At 69.7% G+C, this 23,359-nt stretch carries 8 protein-coding genes and 1 pseudogene; 4 read left to right on the top strand and 5 right to left on the bottom strand.

Annotated features, from left to right (window positions below; translation table 11 throughout):
* The first annotated feature begins 64 nt into the window (after positions 1-64).
* The 3 genes from ACYJSS_RS08705 to ACYJSS_RS08695 are packed head-to-tail and all read left to right on the top strand — an operon-like array spanning position 65 to position 18,773.
* Entirely contained in the window at positions 65-15,625 is a 15,561-nt protein-coding gene (locus ACYJSS_RS08705; protein WP_275672233.1) for a Calx-beta domain-containing protein, read from the top strand.
* A 60-nt stretch (positions 15,626-15,685) separates the two neighbouring features.
* On the top strand, positions 15,686-17,371 hold the full coding sequence (locus tag ACYJSS_RS08700) for an ATP-binding cassette domain-containing protein (protein ID WP_236205611.1): 1,686 nt from the start codon (positions 15,686-15,688) through the stop codon (positions 17,369-17,371).
* On the top strand, positions 17,364-18,773 hold the full coding sequence (locus ACYJSS_RS08695; protein ID WP_236205610.1) for an HlyD family type I secretion periplasmic adaptor subunit: 1,410 nt from the start codon (positions 17,364-17,366) through the stop codon (positions 18,771-18,773). Before ACYJSS_RS08700 ends, ACYJSS_RS08695 begins: the two co-directional genes overlap by 8 nt.
* Before the next feature lie 47 nt (positions 18,774-18,820).
* Here ACYJSS_RS08695 and ACYJSS_RS08690 read toward each other — a convergent pair whose 3' ends face one another.
* From ACYJSS_RS08690 to ACYJSS_RS08680, 3 genes are all read right to left on the bottom strand, one after another.
* Entirely contained in the window at positions 18,821-19,378 is a 558-nt protein-coding gene (locus ACYJSS_RS08690; protein WP_111262180.1) for a prolyl hydroxylase family protein, read from the bottom strand.
* 125 nt (positions 19,379-19,503) lie between these two features.
* Positions 19,504-20,076: a cysteine dioxygenase family protein gene (locus ACYJSS_RS08685; protein WP_111262179.1), complete on the bottom strand. Its 573-nt coding sequence runs from the start codon at positions 20,074-20,076 to the stop codon at positions 19,504-19,506.
* Positions 20,077-20,233: 157 nt separating this feature from the next.
* Complete coding sequence (locus tag ACYJSS_RS08680) at positions 20,234-21,136, bottom strand: DMT family transporter (RefSeq protein ID WP_236205609.1); 903 nt, start codon at positions 21,134-21,136, stop codon at positions 20,234-20,236.
* A gap of 124 nt (positions 21,137-21,260) precedes the next feature.
* On the opposite strand from ACYJSS_RS08680, the gene ACYJSS_RS08675 reads away from it, so the two are divergent.
* Entirely contained in the window at positions 21,261-22,592 is a 1,332-nt protein-coding gene (locus tag ACYJSS_RS08675) for an aminotransferase-like domain-containing protein (RefSeq protein WP_236205608.1), read from the top strand.
* A gap of 67 nt (positions 22,593-22,659) precedes the next feature.
* On the opposite strand, the gene ACYJSS_RS08670 is transcribed toward ACYJSS_RS08675, so the two are convergent.
* Entirely contained in the window at positions 22,660-22,845 is a 186-nt protein-coding gene (locus ACYJSS_RS08670) for a carbon storage regulator (protein WP_111264887.1), read from the bottom strand.
* 256 nt (positions 22,846-23,101) lie between these two features.
* Positions 23,102-23,359 (bottom strand): annotated as a pseudogene (locus ACYJSS_RS08665) (hypothetical protein); the annotation flags it as partial.

Below are 23,359 nucleotides of genomic sequence, written 5' to 3'. Positions count from 1 at the left end.
GTCCCGGGTGCGTGCGTGTTTTTCCCAGTACAGGCTGTAAACAGCATCCGCAGGAGTAGCCGAGATGGCTGAATTGACGAGCGCGCAGATCGAAACCCTGGTACGTGCCGTTCAGGTGGTCACGGACTTCCTGACCGGCCATGCGCCCGCCGAGGTCACCTCGCTGGAGCAGGCCCTGCAGACCATGCACGACATGCTCCTGGCCGCCGGCGTCCCGCTGCAGATGGCCGCCGCGCTGCGCCAGGCGATGGCGGCCCAGGCCAACGCCGCCGTCGCCGGCAACGCTGCGGTGGACGCCAGTGCCTGGGTCAAGGGCTGGCTCGCGGAGGCCCCGTTCACCGCCCAGCCGGACGCACCGGCCGAGCGCCACGATGGCGTCCAGGCCCTGGAGGCGACCCCGCTCCCCGGCCAACCGGACGGCTCGACCATTCCCGGCCCCGCGCCCTTCGACAGCACCTACCGCCCGGAGATCACCGGCCTGTTCGGCCAGGACATCGACCTCGACCAGCCCAACGTCACCTTCCGCCCCGAGCAGGCCGCGCTCACCGGCGACATGACCGGCAGCGGCATGCTGCCGCCCGGCGTACCGCCGGAACTGGCCATGCTCAACCTCGACGGCATGGGCCCGGGCCTGCTCGGCGGCGTCAGCTCCGGCATCGGCACCGGTGCGGCCAGCCAGGGCACCTCGGGCGTGGCCGGCGGCGGCCTCGGCGTGTTCCCCAACCTGCGCGGCGACACCGGCATCGGCAGCAGCCTGTCCGCGGGCACCAACAGCGAGCTGCCGGCGGGCTTCGAGCCGACCCCCGCACCCACCCTGCGCGATACCAGCGAGCCGGTCTCGGTGCTCAGTGTCGCCGGCGCCCCCGAGGTGCTGGAGGGCGACGACGGCGACACCCTGGTGCTGGTCTTCACCGTCAGCCGCAGCGGCGGCACCGGCGCCAGCCAGGTGCAGTGGAACCTCGATGGCCTGGACCCGGCCCTGTTCGGCGGCAACCTGCCCGGCGGTCTGCTGTCCTTCGCCGAAGGGCAGATGACCCAGGAGATCCGCATCGAGGTGCCTGGCGACTACTTCGCCCAGGGCGACCGCAGCGCCACCGTGACCCTCAGCGGCCCCAGCGCCGGCAGCCAGCTCGGCGGCCAGGCCAGCGCCAGCACCCAGATCCTCGACAACGAAGCCACCGTCAGCGTCGTCGCCACCCGCCTGCAGGTGCTCGAGGGCGACGAGGGCGACCAGCAGTTGCTGACCTTCGTCGTCACCCGTGACAACGGCCGTGCCGCCGCCACCGTGGACTGGAGCGCCAGCGGTCTGGACGCGGCCGACATCGGCGGCCCGCTGCCCTCCGGCAGCCTGGTCTTCGGCGTCGGCGAGGTGAGCAAGACCATTACCATCCCGCTGCTGGGCGACCGCGTGGTCGAGCCCAGCGAAGTGCTCACGGTCACCCTGGGCAACCCCAGCGCCAACCTCATCATCGGCACCGCCAGCGCCAGCACCACCGTGGTCAACGACGACGGCCTGGTGTCCATCCGCGCCAACCAGGCCCAGGTCACCGAGGGCGACAGCGGCACCACCACCACCGTCAGCTTCACCGTCACCCGTACCGACGCCCAGACCGCCGGTTCGGTGCGCTGGTCGGTCAGCGGCGTCGATGCCGACGACATCGTCGAAGGCATCGACGGCGGCACCCTGGAGTTCGCCGCCGGCGAGACCAGCCGCGACATCGTCCTCACCGTGCGCGGCGACCGCGATGTGGAGGATGACGAAACCCTCACCGTCAGCCTGCAGAGCGACCAGAGCAACCTGCGGGTTTCCGGCGGCAGCGCCAGCACCCAGCTCGTCAACGACGACACCGGCGTCAGCCTGCGCGGCGTGACCCTGGACGTGGTCGAGGGTGGCCAGGGCCAGCAGACCGCGATCACCTTCCTGGTGACCCGCTCCGAGCTGCTGGGCCAGGACCTCACCATCGACTGGCGCTTCGTGCGGGTCGGCGCCCACGCCGCCGACGCCAACGACTTCATCGCCGGGCAGAACCAGCTCGGCATGGCCGATGGCATGCCCAGCGGCAGCGTCACCTTCGCCGCCAACGAGACCCAGAAGCTGGTCACCGTCTGGGTCAAGGGCGACAACCTGGCGGAAACCGACCAGACCTTCGGCATCGTGCTGCACAACCCGCCGGCCGGCGTGCAGGTCATCAACGGCGAGGCCTACGGCACCATCCGCACGGACGAGTCCACCTACAGCATCGAGGCGCTGACCGCGTCCACCACCGAGGGCAACGGCACCGGTGGCGTGCAGGCCTTCGTCATCACCCGCACCGGCAACACCAGTGGCGCCGGGCAGATCGGCTACCAGATCGCCGGCTACGGCGAGCTGCCGGCCGACGTCAACGACTTCGCCGCCGACCAGCCCATGAGCGGCGTGGTGCAGTTCGCCGCCGGCGAGAGCAGCAAGGTCATCTACGTGCGCCTCAACGGCGACAGCCTGATCGAGGGCACCGAGAGCTACACCGTGGCCCTGCAGGCCCAGGACGCCAACAGCCAGATCGACGTCGGCGCGGCCCTGGCAAGCATCGACCCGGACGACCAGGCGGTGTCCATCACCGCGCGCAGCGCCAACGTCCGCGAGGGCACCAGCGCGGCGCCGGTGCTGGAATTCGTGGTCACCCGCAGCGGCGAGCTGTCGCTGCCGGGCACCGTGCAGTGGCAGGTGCAGGGCTACGGCAACAACCCGGTGGACGCCGCTGACTTCGGCGGCACCCTGCCGTCCGGCACCATCGAGTTCGCCGCCGGCCAGAGCAGTGCGGTGATCCGCTTCAGCCCCAGCCCGGACAGCCACTACGAGCCCACCGAGGGCCTGCAGGTGGTGATCGCCACCAGCACCCCGGGCATGACCGTGGTCCAGGACCGCGCCACCGGCAGCCTGATCAACGACGACGCGCGCCTCGCCCTCGACGGCAGCGGCCTGACCGCCGCCGAAGGCAACAGCGACACCCCGCGCCAGCTCAACTTCACCGTGCAGCGCCAGGGCGACCTGACCCAGAGCGTCAGCGTCGACTGGCGCCTGGTGTTCGGCAACGACGCCGACTCCGCCAGCCTCGCCGACTTCCTCTCCGGCACCGTCTTCAGCGGCACCCTGGAGTTCGGCCGCGGCGTGCAGAGCCTGGTGGTGACCCTGCCGCTGTCCCCGGACAATGTGCTGGAGGCCAACGAAACCTTCCAGGTGGTGCTGAGCAACCCCAGCGCCGGCGCCGAAATTTCCGTCGGCCAGGCCACCGGGGTGATCCGCAACGACGACGTGGTGTTCAACCTGCTGCCCCAGGCCGACAGCTTCGAGGGCAGCGGCGGCACCCGTGAGCTGCGCTACGTGGTCGAGCGCAGCGGCGACCTCGCCGGCAGCGACACCATCACCTGGAGCCTCGCCCCCGGCGCCATCAACGGCGTGGACGGCAGCGACTTCGTCGGCGGCGTGCTGCCCAGCGGCACCCTGGTCTTCGCTGCGGGCGTCGATCGCCTGGAGATCGTCCTGCACATCGCCACCGACTCCCAGCTCGAAGGCGACGAGAGCTTCGTCCTCAGCCTCGGCACGCCGAACCCCGGCGCCACGGTGGGCAACGGCAGCATCAACGGCCAGCTGCTCAACGACGACCAGCAGTTCGCCATCCAGGCCCAGGCCAGCAGCGTCAACGAAGGCGGTGATGGCCAGGTGGCCGAGCTGAGCTTCGTGGTCAGCCGCAGCGGCTACCTCGGCGGCACCGGCAGCGTCGCCTGGCGCGTGGTGGGCGAGGGCGGCAACCCGGTGGACGGCGCCGACTTCGTCGGGGGCGTGCTGCCCGGCGGCATTCTCGACTTCGCCAACGGTGACACCAGCCAGACCATCACCCTGCAGATAGCCGGCGACTACCGCCTGGAGGCCAGCGAAGGCCTGCGCGTGGAGCTCTACGACCCGGCGACCGGCTCCAGCCTGGGCACCGCCACGGCGTCGGCCAGCGTCACCAACGACGACACCGGCCTGGCCATCGCCACCACCCGCAGCGGCCTGGTGGAAGGCGACAACGGCAGCGTCATCCATGAATTCACCGTGACCCGCTCCGGCGTCACCAGCGGCACCACCACCGTGGACTGGAGCCTTTCCGGCCAGGTGGATGCGGCCGACTTCGCCGGTGGCGTGCTGCCGGCCGGCACCCTGACCTTCGCCCCGGGCGAGACCAGCAAGGTGATCCAGGTCGCCGTGCGTGGCGACCGCGACGTCGAGGGCGACGAGGCCTTCACCCTCACCCTGGGCAATGCCAGCGGCCACGCCGAGATCCTCACCGGCCAGGCCCAGGGCAGCATCGTTTCCGACGACGTCGGCATCCGCATCCAGGCGCAGCAGGCCGAGGTGGCCGAAGGCGCCACGGGCGAGACCCAGGTGCTGCGCTTCACCGTCACCCGCAGCGGCGACCTGTCCGGCCCGGTCAGCGTGACCTGGACCGCCAGCGGCCTGCAGGCCGACGACTTCGCCGCCGGCACCGCCCTCAACGGCCTGGTGCAGTTCGCCGCCGGCGAGACCAGCAAGGTGATCGAGCTGACCCTGGCCGGCGACGCCGTGCTGGAAAGCGACGAGACCCTCACCCTGACCCTGGGCAACCCGGCGGAGAACCCCGCCCACGACCAGACCCAGCTGCTCACCGGCAGCGCCAGCACCCTGGTGCGCAACGATGACGTCGGCCTGTCCATCGTCGCCGACCAGGCCAGCGCCGCCGAAGGCGATGCCGGCCAGGAACGCAGCTTCACCTTCACCGTGACCCGCGCCGGCGACCTGCGCGCCACCAGCGTCGACTGGAAGGTGGCGGTGGGGCAGGGCGTCGACGCCGCCAGCCTCGCCGACTTCATCAGCGGCCAGGACGCCCTGGGCGCGAACGGCGGCCTGCCGTCCGGCACCCTGCAGTTCGCCGAGGGCCAGACCAGCGCCCAGGTCACCGTGCGCGTGTCCGGCGACGGCCACATCGAACTGGACGAGACCTTCGGCGTCAGCCTGGAGGCCCGCGACGGCAACACCGAACTGACCGTCGGCAGCGCCGACAGCCGCATCGACAACGACGACCTGGGCTTCTCCATCAGCCCGCTCGCCGCCGACAAGGCCGAAGGTCACAGCGGCACCACCGCCTTCACCTTCACCGTGACCCGCGCCGGCGACCTGGGCTCGGCCGCGCTGGTGGACTGGTCCCTGGCCGGCATCGCCAACGCCGCCGACTTCGACGCCAGCACCGGCACCCTGAGCTTCGCCGCCGGCGAGGCCAGCAAGACCCTGACCCTCCTGGTCAAGGGCGACCTGGTGGTGGAGGCCGACGAGACCTTCAGCGTCAACCTGGGCAACGCCCGCCTGGGCGACGGCACCCCGCAGAGCGTGGTGGACGGCAGCGCCGAAGGCGTGATCCGCAACGACGACCAGGGCTTCGCCGTGGTCGCCGAGCGCGCCACCGTCAGCGAAGGCACCGGCGGCAGCCAGACCGTGATCTACCGCATCGTGCGCAGCGGCGAGCTGTCCGGCAGCGCCACGGTCGATTACGCCGTCAGCGGCGCCAATGGCGGCGACGCCAGCGACACCCTGGGCGGCCTGCCCAGCGGCACCCTGACCTTCGCCCCGGGCCAGTCCGAGCTCACCGTCAGCTTCGAGCTGGTCGGCGACAGCCGCGTGGAGGGCAGCGAGGCCTTCACCCTGACCCTGAGCAACCCCAGCGCCGGCCTGGTGACCGGTGCCACGGCCACCACCACGGTGCAGGACGACGACACCAACTTCAGCATCAGTGCCCCGGCGGCGCAGGCCGAAGGCACCCAGGGTGCCTTCACCGACATCACCTTCACCGTGACCCGCAGCGGCCTGAGCAATGCCGCCGGCTCCGTGCAGTGGCGCCTGAAGAGTGCCACCGGCCTGGACACCAGCGACTTCGCCAGCGGCCAGGACGGCAACGGCAACAACGGTGGCCTGCCCAGCGGCACCGTGACCTTCGCCGCCAACGGCAGCGACACCCAGACCATCACCCTCCGCGTGCGCGGCGACATCCTGGTCGAGGCCGACGAGGTGCTCCAGGTGGAGCTGTTCAACCCGCAGGGCGGCACCGTCGAAGCGGGGCAGGGCAGCGCCAGCACGCGCATCCTCAACGACGACGCCAGCTTCGCCATCGCCGCCGATGCCGCGAGCCTCGCCGAAGGCAACGGTGGCGAGCGCCTGGTGAGCTTCACCGTGACCCGCAGCGGCTCGCTCACCGGCAGCCGCGACCTGACCTGGACCCTCAGCGGCGGCCTCGACGCCAGCGACCTGGGCGCCGGCCAGGGCAGCACCGGCACCCTCAGCTTCGCCGACGGCCAGGCCACCGCCACCCTGGTCATCCGCGTCAAGGGCGACTCGGTGTACGAGGGCGACGAAGCGGTCACCGTGACCCTGTCCAACCCGCCGGCCAACAGCGTGATCGGCACCGCCAGCGCCACCACCGCCCTGACCAACGACGACGCCACCCTGAGCATCAGCGCGCTGTCGGCGGACAAGGGCGAGGGCAACAGCGGCTACGTGGACTTCACCTTCAGCGTCAGCCGGGGCGGCTACCTGAGCCAGGCCAGCAGCGTGCAATGGCGTGTCGACCCGAGCGTGGCCAATGCCGTGGACGGTGCCGACTTCTATGGCAGCCAGCCGGGCGGCGTGCTGCTCGATGGCGACGGCATCCCCTACGGCACCCTGAACTTCGCTGCGGGGGAGAACAGCAAGACCATCACCGTGCGCATCGCTGCCGACAGCAAGCTGGAGGCCAACGAGGTGCTCAAGCTGGTGCTGGAGAACGCCTCCGCCGGCACCGAGATCACCACCGGCAGCGCCACCGGCACCGTGCGCAACGATGACTCGGAGCTGAACATCACCGCCGGCACCACCAGCCGCAGCGAGGGCGACGGCGCCCACGGCACCGGTGCGCCCTTCACCTACACCGTGACCCGCACCGGCAACCTGGACCAGGCCAGTACGGTGAACTGGAGCGTCCAGCACCTGGACACCAACGCCGCCGACTTCACCAACGGCTCGGCCTACCTGACGCCCTCCGGCACCCTGAGCTTCGCCGCCGGCGAGAGCAGCAAGACCATCACCGTCTACGCCTACGGCGACACCGGCGTGGGCAGCGTCGAGGGCAACGAGCGCTTCAACCTGGTGCTCAGCGGCGCCAGCAGCGGCACCTCCATCGGCGCCAGCGGCAGTTACCAGAGCACCATCACCAACGACGACACCCGCGTCACCGTCGAGTGGGCCCAGGCCCGCCAGGCCGAGAAGGTCGCCGGCGAGAACACCACCTACACCATCACCCTGACCCGCAGCGGCGACTTGGCCAAGACCTCCACGGTCAACTGGAGCACCACCGGCCAGGACATCTGGGAATACGGCAGTGGCCGCTGGGAATACGCGGCCGACGGGGCCGACTTCAACGGCGGCACCCTGCCGTCGGGCAGCGTGACCTTCGCCAGCGGCGAGACCAGCAAGACCATTACCCTCACCGTGCGCGGCGACGACACGGTGGAGGACGACCAGTGGTTCAAGGTGCTGTTCAGCAACGCCGGCGGCATCGACGAGCTGGTGGCCCCGCAGACCGGCAGCCAGAACATCTACACCAGCGACACCACGCTGCAGGCCAACACCAGCGCCAGCGGCGTTTACCTGTTCGGCGAGATCCAGCGCGACGAGGCGGAGTTCTACATCCAGGACACCCCGACCACCGGGCGCACCCGGGTCGAGGGCGACACGGTGGCCGACGGCGGCAGCGCGGCCGATGGCTACATCGAGCACACCTTCGCCGTGTACCGCACCGTTTCCACCGCCGGCAGCGCCTGGGTGGACTGGGCCGTGCAGACCAGCGTCAGCGGCTACACCGCCACCGATGCCAGCGACTTCTGGAACGACACCGTGCCGTCCGGCCGCGTGGAGTTCGTCGATGGGCAGTCGGTGGCCTACGTCACCATCCGCACCAAGGTGGACGATGCCGGCGAGCAGGAGGAGGCCTTCCGCCTGTACCTGACCCAGGCCAGCCCGGGCAGCAGCATCCAGGGCGGCTCCACCGCCAACCCCGGCTACGTCGACAACCACGTGGTGCTGCAGAACGACGACACCCGCTTCGACGCCAGCGTGGCGCATGTCAACGAAGGGCAGGACCTCGTCTACACCATCACCCGCAGCGGCGACCAGCGCGGCACGGATTCGGTGGACTGGTCCATCCAGCTGGGCGGCTCCGAGAGCACCAACGAGACCAGCAACACCCGCAGCACCTGGTACAAGCTCGACCCCGCCGACCTGGACATGGACTGGATCCTGGCCAACAACCCGGGCCTGTCGTGGAACGCCGGCACCCGCACCCTGAGCGGCAGCTTCACCTACACCGACGGCGAGCTGACCAGGACCGTCACCCTGCGCACGATCAACGACGGCCTCGCCGAGACCTGGCGCGAGGAAGCCACCCTGGTACTGGGCAACCCGCAGAACCTGGACGGCGACATCGAGACGCCTTCCATCGGCTCCAGTGCCACGGGCCGCGTCTACGACGACGAGCCGGCCGCATTGCTGGGCGTCAGCGCCGGCAGCACCCAGGTGTTCGAGGGCAGCGCGGCCAGCACCAGCGTGACCTTCACCATCACCCGCACCGTGCAGCCGGGCGGCAGCATCGACTACGCCAGCTCCGTGGCCTGGCAGCTCGTCGGCAACAACATCAACTGGGGCGGCAACAACGGCGGCCAGGTGAGCGGCTATGGCGGCAACACCGTCTGGTCCAGCTCGCCCTACTCCAACACCACCTACGGCGTGGTGAGCTTCGCCGCCGGCGAGACCAGCAAGCAGGTGACCGTGACCTTCGGGGGCGACACCGTGATCGAGCCGGACACCGGCCTGACCATGACCCTGCTGGACCCGCGGACCGCCTACGACAACGGGTTCATCAGCGGCAGCTACCGCGACGAGTACGGCCCCACCAACATCGACCCGGCCCAGGCCAGCGCCAGCACCACGCTGCGCAACGACGACATCCGCCTGTGGGTGGGCAGCTTCGGCAACGCCACCCCGAGCGTCGCCGGCTACGAAGGCCAGCCGCTGAACTTCACCCTGGTGCGCTCCGGCCGCCTGGATAACGACGTGACGCTGAACTACACCCTGGTCAGCGGCACCGCCGGCAGTGCCGACTTCGTCAGCACCAGCGGCAGCTTCACCCTGGCCGGTGGGCAGAGCAGCTACGCCATTTCCCTGGCCAACCTGCTCAAGCTCGATGGCAGCATCGAGAGCACCGAAGGCTTCACCCTGCGCCTCAGCGCGCCGGGCGACAGCACCGGCTCCACCGTGCGCTTCGGCATCGACTCCATCGCCGCCAGCACCGCTACCAGCATGGACATCGGCGGCACGCTGTACGACGGCGACACCGCCTACAGCATCACCCCCACCGCCACCAGCCTGGCGGAAACCGGCGCCGGCCAGTCCGCGACCTTCTCGCTGAACGTGGTGCGCAGCGGCTACATCGGTTCCGGCACGGTGAAATGGCGCGTGGAAGGCATCGGCGGCAACCCGGCGGACGCGGCCGACTTCACCGGCGGCGTGCTGCCCAGCGGCACCCTGGGCTTCGCCGATGGCGTCACCACCGGCACCATCACCTTCAGCGTGCGCGGTGACGGCACGGTGGAGGCCAACGAGACCTTCCGCGTGGTGTTCTACGAGGAGACACTCAACGGCCCGGGCGTGACCCGCAGCCTGTCGCAGAACAGCGCGACCCTGACCATCACCAACGACGACACCGGCATCAGCATCGCCGACGCCTCGATCACCGAGAGCGACGCCAATCAGGTGCTGGTCTTCACCGTCACCCGTTCCGGCGTGACCAGCGGCAGCTCGTCGATGAGCTGGTCGCTGCTGCACGACAGCACCAGCGCCGCCGACTTCAGCGGCGCCACCAGCGGCACCCTGAGCTTCGCCGCCGGCGAGACCAGCAAAACCATCAGCGTCACCGTGGTCGGCGATGTCACGCCCGAGCAGGTGGAGCAGTTCCGCATCGTCCTGGGCAGCTTCAGCGGCGACATCAGCGACCCGATCCGCACCACCGCCACCGGCACCCTCCGCAACGACGACGCGACCTTCTCCATCTCGCCGCTGCAGGGCGCCACCAGCGAGGGCCAGGCGCAGACCTTCGTCATCACCCGCAGCCACGGCACCGAGCAGAACCAGACCATCAACTGGCAGATCCTGCTCAACGGCAGCGCCGATGCGGCGGACCTCAATGGCCAGGCGATGTCCGGCTCGGTGACCTTCGCCCCGGGCGAGCTGACCAAGACCATCAGCATCCAGTCCAGCCAGGACGCCGTGGCCGAGGTCGACGAGACCTACAGCGTGCAGATCAGCCTGGGCGCCGGCACCACCGGCGACACCATCGCCCAGGGCACGGCCGAGGGCACCATCCTCAACGACGACGCGGCCTTCAACATCAGCGCCGACCAGGTCAGCCGTGGCGAAGGGCAGGGCGGCACCACCGCCTTCACCTTCACCGTGACCCGCACCGGCGACACCAGCGGCAGCGCCTCGGTGGCCTGGCGCCTGGGCTCGAGCGCGGCCAACGCGGCGGACTTCGCCAGCGCCGACCTGCTGGGTGACAACGCCGGCCTGCCCAGCGGCAGCCTGGTGTTCGCCGACGGCGAGTCGAGCAAGACCATCACCGTGCTGGTGAACGGCGACACCCAGGTGGAGGGCGACGAGGCCTTCAACCTGGTGCTGGGCAACGCCAGTGGCGCGCAGATCCAGACCGGCAGCGCCAGCAGCACCATCCTCAACGACGACGCCAGCATCAGCATCGCCGCCACCGACGCGAGCAAGGCCGAAGGCAACGGCGGCACCACCGCCTTCACCTTCACCATCACCCGCACCGGCTCGCTGGAGCAGGCCAAGACCGTCGACTGGGCGGTGGTGGGCAGTGGCGCGCACCCGGCCGATGGCAGCGACTTCGCCTTGGGCGTGCTGCCCTCCGGCTCGCTGGTGCTGCCGGCCGGCCAGGCCAGCGTCACCCTCACCGTCAACGTGCGCGGCGACCTGCTGGCCGAAAGCGACGAGGGCTTCAGCCTGGTGCTGAGCAACCCGTCCAGCGGCCTGGTGATCGGCCAGGCCAGCGCCGACGGCATGATCCGCGCCGACGACGTGGTGATCGACGTCGCCGCCCCCGCCGCCCAGGCGGAAGGCGACGACGGCCAGACCACCTGGTTCGACTTCGTGCTCACCCGCAGCGGCAAGCTCAGCGGCACCGAGACCATCAACTGGAGCGTCGCCGGCATCGGCGCCAACCCGGCCTCGGCGGATGACTTCCTCGCCACCAGCGGCAGCGTCACCTTCGCCGCCGGCCAGGAGCAGCTGACCATCCGCGTGCCGGTGCGTGGCGACTACAGCGGCGAGGCCAACGAGGACTTCCGCCTCAGCCTGAACAGCGCCGACGGCGTGGTCTTCACCCAGGCCACGGCGGACGCCACCATCGTCAACGACGACGTTTCGGTGACCCTCGTCGCCACCGACGCGCGCCACGTCGAAGGCCACGACGGCGTGCAGACCGTCTACACCTTCACCGTCAGCCGCAGCGGCAACCTCGACCGCGCCACCAGCCTCGACTGGAGCCTGCAGGGCCTGGCCGATGCCGCCGACTTCCTCGGTGGCGTGCTGCCCAGCGGCAGCCTCAGCTTCGCCTCGGGCGACGCGGCCAGCCAGACCATCAGCATCGTGGTCCTCGGCGACCGCACCCTGGAGGGCGACGAGTCCTTCCAGGTGGTGCTGGGCAACGCCTCCGCCGGCACCGACATCAAGGTGGGCAGCGCCACCGGCACCATCGTCAGCGACGACGTGCAGTGGAACCTCGCCGTGGTCGCCACCCCGGTGGAAGGCGACAACGGCTCCACCGGCTACAGCTTCCTGGTCACCCGCAGCGGCAGCGGCCTGGCCACCAGCCTGGCCTGGAGCGTCGCCGGCAGCGGCGCCAACCCGGCTTCGGCGGACGACTTCGTCGGCGGCCAGCTGCCCTTCGGCGAGCTGACCTTCGCCGAGGGCCAGATGAGCCAGACCGTGATCGTCTGGGTCGCCGGCGACAGCCGCCTGGAAGCGGACGAGGGCTTCACCCTCAGCCTGCAGGCGCCCGGCGACAGCCTCAGCCACACCTTCTCCAACCAGCAGGTGGACGCGGTGATCCGCAACGATGACGACGTGTTCGCCATCGTCCCGCGCGCCGCCGAGGCCAGCGAGGGCACCGCGCTGACCTTCACCGTGACCCGTACCGGCAGCACCGAAGGCACCTCCACCGTGAACTGGCGCATCGTCCACGGCGACACCGATGCCGGCGACTTCAGCGTCACCAGCGGCACCCTGACCTTCGCCGACGGCCAGAGCGAGATGGTGCTGAGCATTCCGGTGCGCAGCGACCGCGACGTGGAGCTGGACGAAGGCTTCAGCGTCGAGCTGTACCAGCCGGGCGCCGGCAGCAGCATCGACCCGGCCGCCTCCAGCGCCGCCGGCACCATCCGCAACGACGACGTCGACCTGACCCTGGCCAGCGTCACCGCCCAGGCCTACGAAGGCGACGCCGGCACCCCGGGCCGCCTGCACTTCACCGTGACCCGCAGCGGCGACTCCAGCGGCGAGACCCGCGTCGACTGGGCCGTGCAGGCCGGCAGCGCCAGCGCCGCCGACTTCCCGGGGGGCGTGCTGCCCAGCGGCCAGTTGGTGTTCGCCGCCGGCGAGACCCACAAGGACATCTACATCGACGTGCTGGGCGACGGCCTGGACGAGGGTGACGAGCAGTTCACCCTGCAGCTGTCCAACCCCAGCGCCAACGCCGACATCCTCGGCAACGGCCAGGTGGGCACCCTCCGCAACGACGACGACAGCCTGGCCCTGAGCGCGGTGACCCGCGAAGCGGTGGAAGGCGACGACGGCCTGACCCTGTTCACCTTCCGCATCGACCGCAGCGGCAGCTCGGTGGGCGCCGCCAGCGTCGACTGGCGCGCTGCCGGGGTGGGCACCCACGCCCTGAGCGACGCCGAGTTCGCCGCCCTCAGCGGCACCGTGCACTTCGCCGACGGCGAGACCAGCAAGACCTTCACCGTGGCCGTGCGCGGCGACGAGCTGGGCGAGGAGGACGAGGGCTTCCAGGTGTGGCTGGAGAACCCCAGCTACGGCTCCACCATCACCACCGGCCCGGTGGAATCGGTGGTGCTCAACGACGACCCGGTGCTGTGGATCGCCGCTGACGCCGCCCAGGTGGTGGAGGGCAGCGACGGCCAGCAGACCGCGGTGACCTTCACCGTGACCCGTGGCGGCGACCTCTCCGGCCCGGCCAGCGTGCTCTGGGACCTGCTGCCCAGCGGCGCCAACCCGGTCAACGCCGAGGACTTCGGCGGCATCTTCCTCAGCGGCGTGGTGGCCTTCGGCGCCGGCGAAACCACCAAGACCATCACCGTCTACGTGGATGCCGACACCCTGGGCGAGCGCGACGAGACCTTCTCCGTGGTGCTCAGCGACGCCGAGGGGGCGACCATCCTCACCGGCGAGGCCAGCGTCACCCTCCTCAACGACGACCGTGGCCTGAGCATCGCGGTGCTCGGCAGTGATCGCCAGGACGAGGGCAACCAGGGCCAGGTGACCGAGTTCGTCTACCGCGTGGAGCGGGTGGGCGACAGCAACGGCAGCGTCAGCGTCGACTGGGCGCTGCAGGGCGCAGGCACCTACCCGGCCAACGCCGGCAGCTTCGTCGGCGGCGTGCTGCCGTCGGGTTCGCTGGTGTTCTCCGACGGCGAGACCTACAAGGACATCGTCATCCGCGTGCAGGGCGACGACGTGCTCGGCCCGGACCAGGGCTTCGAGGTGGTGCTCAGCGGCCCGCAGGGCATCGACCTGATCAACGACCGCGCCAGCGGCACCCTCGTCAACGACGACAACCAGTTCGCCATCCGCGTGGTGGACAGCGTGCTGGCCGAGGGCAACGGCGGGGCGACCACCATTTTCCGCTTCACCGTGACCCGCAGCGGCGACACCAGCTCGGCGGCGAGCATCGACTGGTCGGTGGCCGGCAATGGCTCGGCGCCGGCGGATGCGGCCGACTTCGTCGGTGGCGTGCTGCCCGGCGGCGTGCTGCAGTTCGCCGCCGGCGAGACCAGCAAGGTGCTGGAAGTGGCGGTGTACGGTGATGACCTGGGCGAGTCCGACGAGCAGTTCACCGTGCAGCTCTCCAGCAGCGGCGGTGGCAGCAGCGTCAACCCGCTGCAGGGCAGCGCCCGCGCCACCATCCAGGGCGACGACGTGGCCCTGACCGTGCTGGCCATGGACAGCAGCCGCCTGGAGGGCGGCCCCGGCACCACCACGCCGCTGACCTACCGCATCCTGCGGGCGGGCCCGGACGACGCGGCGCTGACCCTCACCTACAGCATCGCCGGTGCGGTGGACGCCAACGACTTCAGCGTGCCGCTGACCGGCACCATCACCCTGGCCGCCGGTGTGTCGGAGATGGTGTTCAGCCTGCCGATCCGTGGTGACTCCCTGCGCGAGGGCGACGAGTCCTTCACCCTGACCTTCAGCCACCCGGCCATCGCCGGCGGTTCCACCAGCCTCGGCGGGACCATTCGTGACGACGACCTGGGCCTGGGCATCAGCGGCCCGGACAGCGTGCTGGAAGGCGACGCGGGCGCCACCCTGGTGACCTACCAGGTGACCCGCAACCCGTCCGCCAGCGCCGAGACCTTCTACTGGAGCCTGCAACCGGGCGCCGGCCAGGGCGTGGACGCCGATGACTTCGGCGGCGCCTGGCCTTCCGGCAGCGTGACCTTCGCCGCCGGCAGCACCACCGCGAGCTTCAGCTTCTCGGTGAACGGCGACCGCGCGGTGGAGGCCGATGAGCTGATGTCCATCGTCCTGCGCTCGGCGGCCAACAGCCCCTATGTGCTGATCAGCAAGGACGTGACCCTGCGCAACGACGATGTCGCCGGCGCTGGCGATGACCTGCTCACCGGCACCTCGGGTGCTGACAACCTGGCTGGCCTGGGCGGTAACGACCGTCTGTTCGGCGGGGCCGGCAGCGACGTGCTCGACGGTGGCGACGGCGACGACCTGCTGGTGGGTGGCAGCGGCGCGGACGTGCTGCGCGGTGGCGCCGGTGCGGACCGCTTCCACTACACCTCGCCGGGCGACGGCATGGACGCGATCCTGGACTTCCAGGCCGGCGTCGATCACCTGACCTTCGACCCGACGGCCTTCGGTGGGCTGAGCAACCTGACCTCGGTGTCCCAGGCCTTCACGGGGGACGTGATGGACACCCTGGCGCAGCTCGCGGCCCAAGGCGATGCCGACGTCTACCGGGTGAGCTTCGCCTCCGGGCAGTTCCAGTTCGGAACCGGCAGCAACGGCCAGCTCGACGAGCTGGAGGCGATGATCAGCGGCAGTGGCCAGCACAGTGGCTCGGCCTTCTTCCTGATCTCCAACGGCGACGTCACCCGGCTGTACTACGACGCCGACACTGCCAGCGGCACGGACGGCAGCGGACTTGTCGCCCTGGCCGAGCTGGCCAACCAACCCGATGCGCACAACCTGCCACAGGACGTGATCCAACCCCACACGGTGTGACCCGATCCCCTCCGCGCTGCAACGCGGAGGGGATTTCCGCTTTTACCGAGTAGTACCGAGATGAACGAGTTTCTCCGCCGCATCGCCCTGCAGCCCAGGCTCCGCCTGGAATTGCTGCTGTCTTCGCTGTTGATCAACCTGCTCGGCCTGGCCAGCTCGCTGTACAGCATCCACGTGCTCAACCGCTACCTGGCCCTGGGGGTGGACGCGACCCTGCTGACCCTGACCCTGGGCGCGCTGCTGGCGGTGGGCTTCGAGGTGCTGCTGCGCAACGCCCGCCTGCGGGTGGCGCAGTGGCTGTGCGCCCGCGCCGATGCCGAGCTGGGCGAGACCCTGTTCGAGAGCAGCGCCCGTGGTCAGTACGCGCTGGTGGAGCAACTGCCCCACAGCGCCCGGCGCGAGATCCTTTCCGGGCAGGGCACGGTGCAGCAGTGCTTCGGCGCGCCGAACCTGGTGACCCTGCTGGACACGCCCTTCGCCTTCGTCTTCGTGGTGGTGCTGGGCATGCTCAGCCCCTTCCTCGCCGGCATGACGCTGCTGGTGATGGCCGGCGTGGCGCTGGTCTCGCTGCTGGCCCAGCGCCGCCTGCGCGAGCCGATGGAAGCGCAGAGCCGCATCGCCATCCAGATGGCCGGCTACCAGCACAACCTCACTGCCGGCGGCGAGATGGTGCGCGCCTTCTCGGCGGCCGATGCGCTCAAGGAAAAATGGCGCGCCTGCGCCGACGACCAGGCCGAGCAGCGTGCGCAACTCAACCGCCTGCAGAACACCATGCAGAACGCCAGCTACGCCGGGACGCTGATCCTCGGCATGGTGATCATGGGCCTGGGCGCCCGCCAGGTGCTGGCGGGCAACCTCGATGTCGGTTCGCTGATCGGCTGCAACATCCTCGCCAGCCGCGCCCTGGCGGCATTGACCCGGGCGCTGGGCCTGGGCGAGCAGATCGGCCGCGGCCAGCGCGCCCTGGACCTGGTGCGCCAGCTCTGCGCCATCCCCCGCGAGCGCGCCGAGGGCGTGCGCCTGGGGCAGATGCAGGGCGCCCTGCGCTTCGAGGACATGGCGTTCTCCTATCCCAAGCAGGCGGTGCCGGTGCTGGAGCACTTCGACTACCAGCTGGAAGCCGGCAAGGTGCTGGCCTTCACCGGCGCCAACGGCAGCGGCAAGACGACCATGGCGCGGCTGCTGGTGGGCCTGCTGGAACCCCTGCGCGGGCACCTGCTGGTGGACGGCATGGACCTGCGCCAGGCCGACCCGCAATGGTGGCGCCGGCAGGTGGCCTACCTGCCCCAGGAGCCGCAGTTCTTCGACGGCACCCTGCGCGAGAACCTCTGCGTGCTGGCGCCGGAAACCCCGGACGCGCGCGTGCTGGAGCTGTGCCGCGAGCTGGCCGTGGGCGCCTTCGTCGAGGGCGGTGCCGAAGGCCTCGGCCTGGCGCTGCGCAACGGCGGGGCGAACATTCCGCTGGGCATCCGCCGGCGCCTGGCGCTGGTGCGCGCGGTGCTGGGGGAGGGGCGCCTGGTGGTGCTGGACGACCCCACCGAGGGCGTCGACGCCGAGGGCTGCAAGGCCATCGCCGCGCTGCTCAGCCGCCTGGTGCGCGAAGGCCGCACGCTGGTGGTGATGAGTAACGAACCCTTCATCCTCGGGGCCGCCGGCGTGGTCATCGACCTCAACCAGAAGCCGGTGCCGCGCGTGCTGCGTGAACCCGCCCGCGAGCCCGCTCGCGCAGGAGCCAGCCATGTCTGAACAGAGCCTGCCACTGGACGACCAGCCGACCCGCCTCGGCCGCGCCACTGATCGCGTGCTGGGCGCCTTCGAGAACAACCCGGTGCTGCGCCGCCTGATCGGTGTCTTCCTGCCTGGCAGGGGCGATGCGCTGCCGGGTGACGAGCTGCTGGGCAGCCGCCTGACCATCCGCCTGCTGGCGTTGCTGCTGGGGGCGTTGCTGCTGTGGTCGGTGCTGTTCACCCTGGACATCGCCAGCCATTCCACCGGCGAGGTGGCCTCGATGGGGCAGACCAAGCTGGTGCAGCACCTGGAGGGCGGCATCGTCCGGCGCATCCTGGTGCGCGAGGGGCAGCGCGTGGCCGCCGGCGAGCCATTGGCCGAGGTGGAGCGCGTGGCGATGCTCTCCGAAGGCCGCGAGACCGAGGCGCTGCTGAGCTCGTTGCGTATCCGCGCCATCCGCCTGGAAGCGCAGCTCGCCGGTGCCGACGCCATGCAGGTGCCGGAGGAGCTGGCCAGGGACTACCCCGAGCAGGTGAAGGTCAACCGCGACCTGTTCATCGCCCAGAAGAGCCGGTTGGGCAGCCGCTACGAGGAGCAGCAGCAGAAGATTCTCCAGCGTGATGCCGAGGAGAAGGAGCTCAAGGCGCGCAGTGCGCACCTGAACGCCAAGCTCAAGCTGCTGCGGCAACAGATCGCCATCAGCGAGAAGCTGATGAAGGAAGGCCTGGCCAACCGCTACGAGCACCTGGAGCTGCTCAAGGACGAGGAGCAGCTGCGCGGCACCCTGCAGGAAACCCAGGCCTCCCTCGGCCGCGTGCTGGCGGCACAGCGCCAGGAGCAGGCGGCGCTGACCTCGCTGGATTCCGGCGGCAACGAGGAGCTGCAGAAGGAACTGGCCGAAGCGCGCCGGCAGATCACCGAGCTGCAGGAGCGCCTGCGCAAGTTCTCCGACAGCCGCGAGCGGCAGGTGGTGCGCTCGCCCATCGAGGGGGTGGTGATGACCCTGCAGGTGGTGACCGAGGGCGGTGTGATCCAGCCCGGCGGCACGCTGATGACCCTGGTGCCGGCCGACGAGCCGCTGATGATCGAGACCCGCCTGCCGGTGGGCGACATCGGCATGGTCAACCCGGGCCAGCAGGCGCGCATCCAGCTGGTGTCCTCGATTGCACGGGGCTTCCAGCCCATCGATGGCGAGGTGGTGGACATCAGCCCGGACTCGGTGCTCGACGAGCAGAAGGTGCCTTACTACCGCGTGCGCATCCGCCCGGCCCAGGACGCCTTCGTCCACCGTGGCACGCGCTACCCGCTGCTGCCGGGCGTGCCGGTGAGCGTGGCGATCCTCACGGGCGAGCGCTCGCTGTTCAACTACATCGCCGGCCCGCTCACCGACGGCATGCACCGTTCGTTCAGCGAGCCGTGATGGGGGCTTGAGGAGCCGCAGGCGCAAGGCCGGCGGCTCCGTGGTGATCAGGGCAGGCGGCGGTACATCACGTCGCTGCGCAGCACGTACTTCACCCCGGCCCTGATGGCGGCGCCCTGGTGCATGACCGGGTGGGGGAAGACCAGCAGCATGCCGGCCTCGGGGCGGATGCGGTCTTCGTCGCGGAACTGGGTCTCGCCGCCTTCGTAGTCGTCGTTGAGGTAGAGCAGGAAGGTCAGCTGGCTGATCTCGTCCTGGCTGCGGCGGTAGAAACCGTCGCGGTGCCACTTGAAGTACTGCTCGGGCGTGTAGCGGTAGAAGCGGAAGCGCTCGTTCAGCCCCGCCAGTTGCCATTCGTTGTCCAGGCAGGCCGGCAGCCAGGGACGCGCGCGCTCCAGCAACTGGCTGGCCAGTGCCGGGTCGTCGAAGAGGATGCGGTCGTTGTTGCGGATGTTCTTGTGGATCTCGTGCGCACCGTCGCGCATCTGGATGGCCGCCTCCTCGTAGCCCATGGCTTCGCTCATGCGGATATGGGCCTGGCATTCCTCGCGGGACAGAAAGCCCCGGATGAGAAAGCGAGCGACGCCGAGATCGGTCTTTTCCATGTTTTGTCTTCCTTGTCGGGGCCTGGCCCTCGTTCCTCTATGGCGCGGCCTCGAGCCGCCGGCGGATGCTAGGGGCGCGGCGGGGTGCTTGTCGAGAAGAGGAGGAGGGCGCTGTGATGCGCTGTCTATCGTGTCGCGTTGTGCTCGACTTCGGTGAGCCGGCGGGTGCCGGAGGCGAGGTCGTAGACGTGGAAGTTGTGCATCAGCCGGCCGTAGAGGTGCAGGCTCACGGCGCGCTGGCGACCGCCGGGCACGCCGGTGATGTGGATGTGGTCGGGGTTGGGCACGAAGCTGGTGACGGCGCCGGGTGGCAGCAGGAGGGTGCCGCCGCGTGCCAGTTCGATGCCATCGTCGCGATCGTTGGCGGAGGAGGTGCAGATGAAGGTGTGCTCTTGCAGCATGCCTTCGAGGATGCCGACCACGCCCCAGCTGCCGTGGTCGTGCACGGGCGTCCACTGGCCCGGCAGCCAGACGATGGCGTAGAGCGAAAGTTCGTCGTTCGCGGCGCAGTGGATGAGGTTGCGGGCGTAGTGCGTGGGGTCGCTGCGGTAGTGCCCGGGTTCGAGGAAGCCGGGAGCGTTGTGCAGCAACTCGGCCATGGCGGGCGCGAGGGCGGCGACGCAGTCGCAGGGGGAGGCTTGCTGGTGGCTCAGTTCGGTGGCGTGTTCGATGAAGCGGTTCAAGGCGGTCTTCGGCATGTGCGGCACCCTCCAGTGGTTGCTCCCGGCTCGTGGCCGGGGCCGAAACGGTCGCCGCCGGTAGGGCGACGACGGGATTGTCGGCGGGACGCCGGGGTGGCCGGCGCGCCTCCGGACTCACTGTAGACGCTTTGCGACGCGCCGCCCGGGGAGGGGTTCAGCGGGCGAAACGGCGCGCGCCGGCGACGCAGAGGATCACCGCCAGGGTGACGCCGAGCATGGCGGGGCTGACCCGCTCGTGGAGCAGCCCGGCGGCCAGCGCCAGGCCGAAGAAGGGCTGCAGCAATTGCAGTTGGCCGACGGCGGCGATGCCGCCCTGGGCGAGGCCGCGGTACCAGAAGACGAAGCCGATCAGCATGCTGAACAGCGACACGTAGGCGAGGCTGGCCCAGGCCGGCGCGCTGAGGGTGGCGAGGCTCGGCGGCATCAGGGCCACGGTGAGCAGGAGCATCACCGGTAGCGACAGGACCAGCGCCCAGCAGATCACCTGCCAGCCTCCGAGCGTGCGCGAAAGTCTCGCGCCTTCTGCATAACCGAGCCCGCAGACGACGATGGCCAGCAGCATGAGCAGGTCGCCCCGGGGGGAGGCGGTCAGCCCCTGTGACAGCGCGAAACCCACCACCAGCAGGCTGCCCATTGCCGAGAACGCCCAGAAGGCGGCGGGTGGTCTTTCGCCACCGCGCACCACGCCGAATAGGGCGGTGGCCAGGGGCAGCAGGCCGAGGAAGACGATGGAGTGGGCGGAGGTCACGTATTGCAGGGCCAGCGCGGTGAGCAGGGGGAAGCCGAGGACGACGCCCAGCGCGACGACGATCAGGGGCAGCAGTTGCTGGCGGGTGGGCCGCCGCTCGCCGGATGCGAGGAGCAGGCACAGGGCGAGAAGCCCGGCGATGCTGGCGCGGGCGACGGTGAGGAAGGTGGGGTCGAGCTCCTGCACGGCCACGCGGGTCGCCGGCAGCGAGCCGCTGAAGATCAGTACGCCGATGAAGCCGTTGATCCAGCCACGGGTGGCGTTGGCCTGGGGGTGGGAGGCGGTGAGGGGCGATGGGGTGGCTTTCATCCTGGGCGCTCGTTGCGGGTCGCGGGGGCCGCTGGGTCAGCCTTTTCGGGCGCTGCGCGGCTTGATGAGGCGGATGCTAGGAGCAAGAATCAGCACAATCAAAATATTGTCATGGATACATCGGATGCCACGTTCGCGCTACAAGGCCCTGGTCGATGCGTTTGCCGCTGATATCCGCGCGGGGCGCCTGCTGCCCGGCGCGCGCCTGCCGACCCATCGCCAGTTGGCGGCGGCGGAGGGGCTGGCGTTGGTCACGGCGTCCCGGGTGTATGCGGAGCTCGAGGCGATGGGGCTGGTGAGTGGGGAGACGGGGCGCGGGACGTTCGTCAGGGAGGTGTCGCTGCCGCCCGGGCTGGGGGTGGACCAGCGGGATGTCGAAGCCGGGATGGTCGATCTCAACTTCAACTATCCCTCGGTGCCGGGGCAGGCGGAGCTGTTGCGCACCGCGTTGCGCCAGCTGGCGCTGAGTGGGGACCTGGAGGCCTTGCTGCGCTATCAACCCCACGGCGGGCGTTCGCACGAGCGGGCGGTGATGGCGCGTCATCTGCTCTGCCGGGGGCTGGCGGTGGCGGCGCAGCAGGTGCTGATCGTCAATGGCGCGCAGCACGGGCTGGCGGTGGCGATGATGGCGCTGCTGCAGCCGGGTGATGTGGTGGCGGCGGATGCCCTGACCTATCCGGGCTTCAAGGTACTGGCGGAGGCGTTGCGGGTGGAGCTGGTGGCCATCCCCTGTGGCGCGGCGGGGCCGGATCTCGCGGCGCTGGAGCGGCTCTGCCGGGAGAGGCCGGTGCGGGTGCTGTATACGATGCCCACGCTGCACAACCCCTTGGGCTGGGTGATGGCGGTCGAGCAGCGGGAGCGATTGGTGGCGATCGCGAGACGCCATGATCTGCGCATCATCGAGGACGCGGCCTATGCCTTTCTCGTCGAGGACTCGCCGCTGCCTGTGGCTGCGCTGGCGCCGGAGCGGACCGTCTATGTCTCGGGCTTTTCGAAGAGCGTGGCCACGGGGTTGCGGGTCGGCTTCGTGGCGGCGCCCGCATCCCTGGTGGCGTCGCTGGAGCGCACCATCCGTGCGACTGCCTGGAATACCGCCGGCGTGCTGACGGCGATTGCCTGCGGCTGGGTGGAGGACGGCACCGTGGAGCGTCTGGAGTCGGAGAAGCGCCAAGACGCCCGGGCTCGGCAGGCGCTGGCCGGCGAGCTACTGGCGGGGCTGCGCGTTGTGGGTCATCCCGATTCGTACTTCCTCTGGCTACCGCTATCCGAGGATGCCCGGGCCGACCAGGTGGCGATGGCGCTGATGCGTGAGCAGATCTCGGTATCGACCGCCGAGCCTTTCGCAACGTCCGCCCAGGTACCCCATGCGCTGAGGCTGGCATTGGGGTCTGTGGGAATGGGGGCGTTGCGTGATGCGCTGGTGAAGGTGCGCTCCACCGTGGAGGCCTTCACCTAGCCAGGCTCTTGACGGCGGCAGGAGGAGGGGGGCGCTGCGCACTGCGTCGTCTTCTATATATAGAGACTCAGCAGGTGGTCGATCGCTGCCGCTCCTTGCAGATGCGCTCGTAGATCTCTTCGCGGTGTACGGCTACATCCCGGGGGGCTTCGATGCCCAGCTTGGTCTGCGAGCCCTGGGTGGCAATCACTCTGACGACGATGCCATCGCCAATCTGGAAGTGCTCACCGACTTCGAATGTCAGCTCGTGCATGGAGATTCCTCTTATATAGGGCTGTGCCGGGGTGGCAAACGGTTCGGACCTTTGAGTAGCAAGTCGGTCATCGGTTCAGCGATTCGTTCGGCAAGGCTCCAGGAAGCGGCGGCTGTCGCACTCCAGGGCGGTCTCGCGAAAAGATTTCAATAAAGTGTTGACGTGCCGTTTCGTATCCCTATAATGCGCACCACTTCCACAGCGGAATCCAAGAAAAACCTCTTGTAAATCAATAGGTTGAGTAGATGGAGGGTGGTCAGGCCAAGGCTTGATCGATGCGGTGGAAGGGTGGCGCCAGGTTGGTTTCAGGTGTCGCCAGTTTCGTTCGGATGACTCCGAAAGAAACTGAAAAAGAGGTGTTGACAGCGAGTTGAAACGCTGTAGAATTCGCCTCCCGTTGGTGTGAAGCGAAAGATTCACTGAAGCGCAAGTCGTTGAGTAGAAAGAAAAAATTCTTCGAAAAACAGCTTGACAGAAAGAAAGGCTGCTGTAGAATGCGCGGCCTCGGTTGAGG

This window comes from Pseudomonas sp. No.21, assembly GCF_054558415.1.
This window is presented reverse-complemented; position numbering and strand designations above follow the sequence as displayed.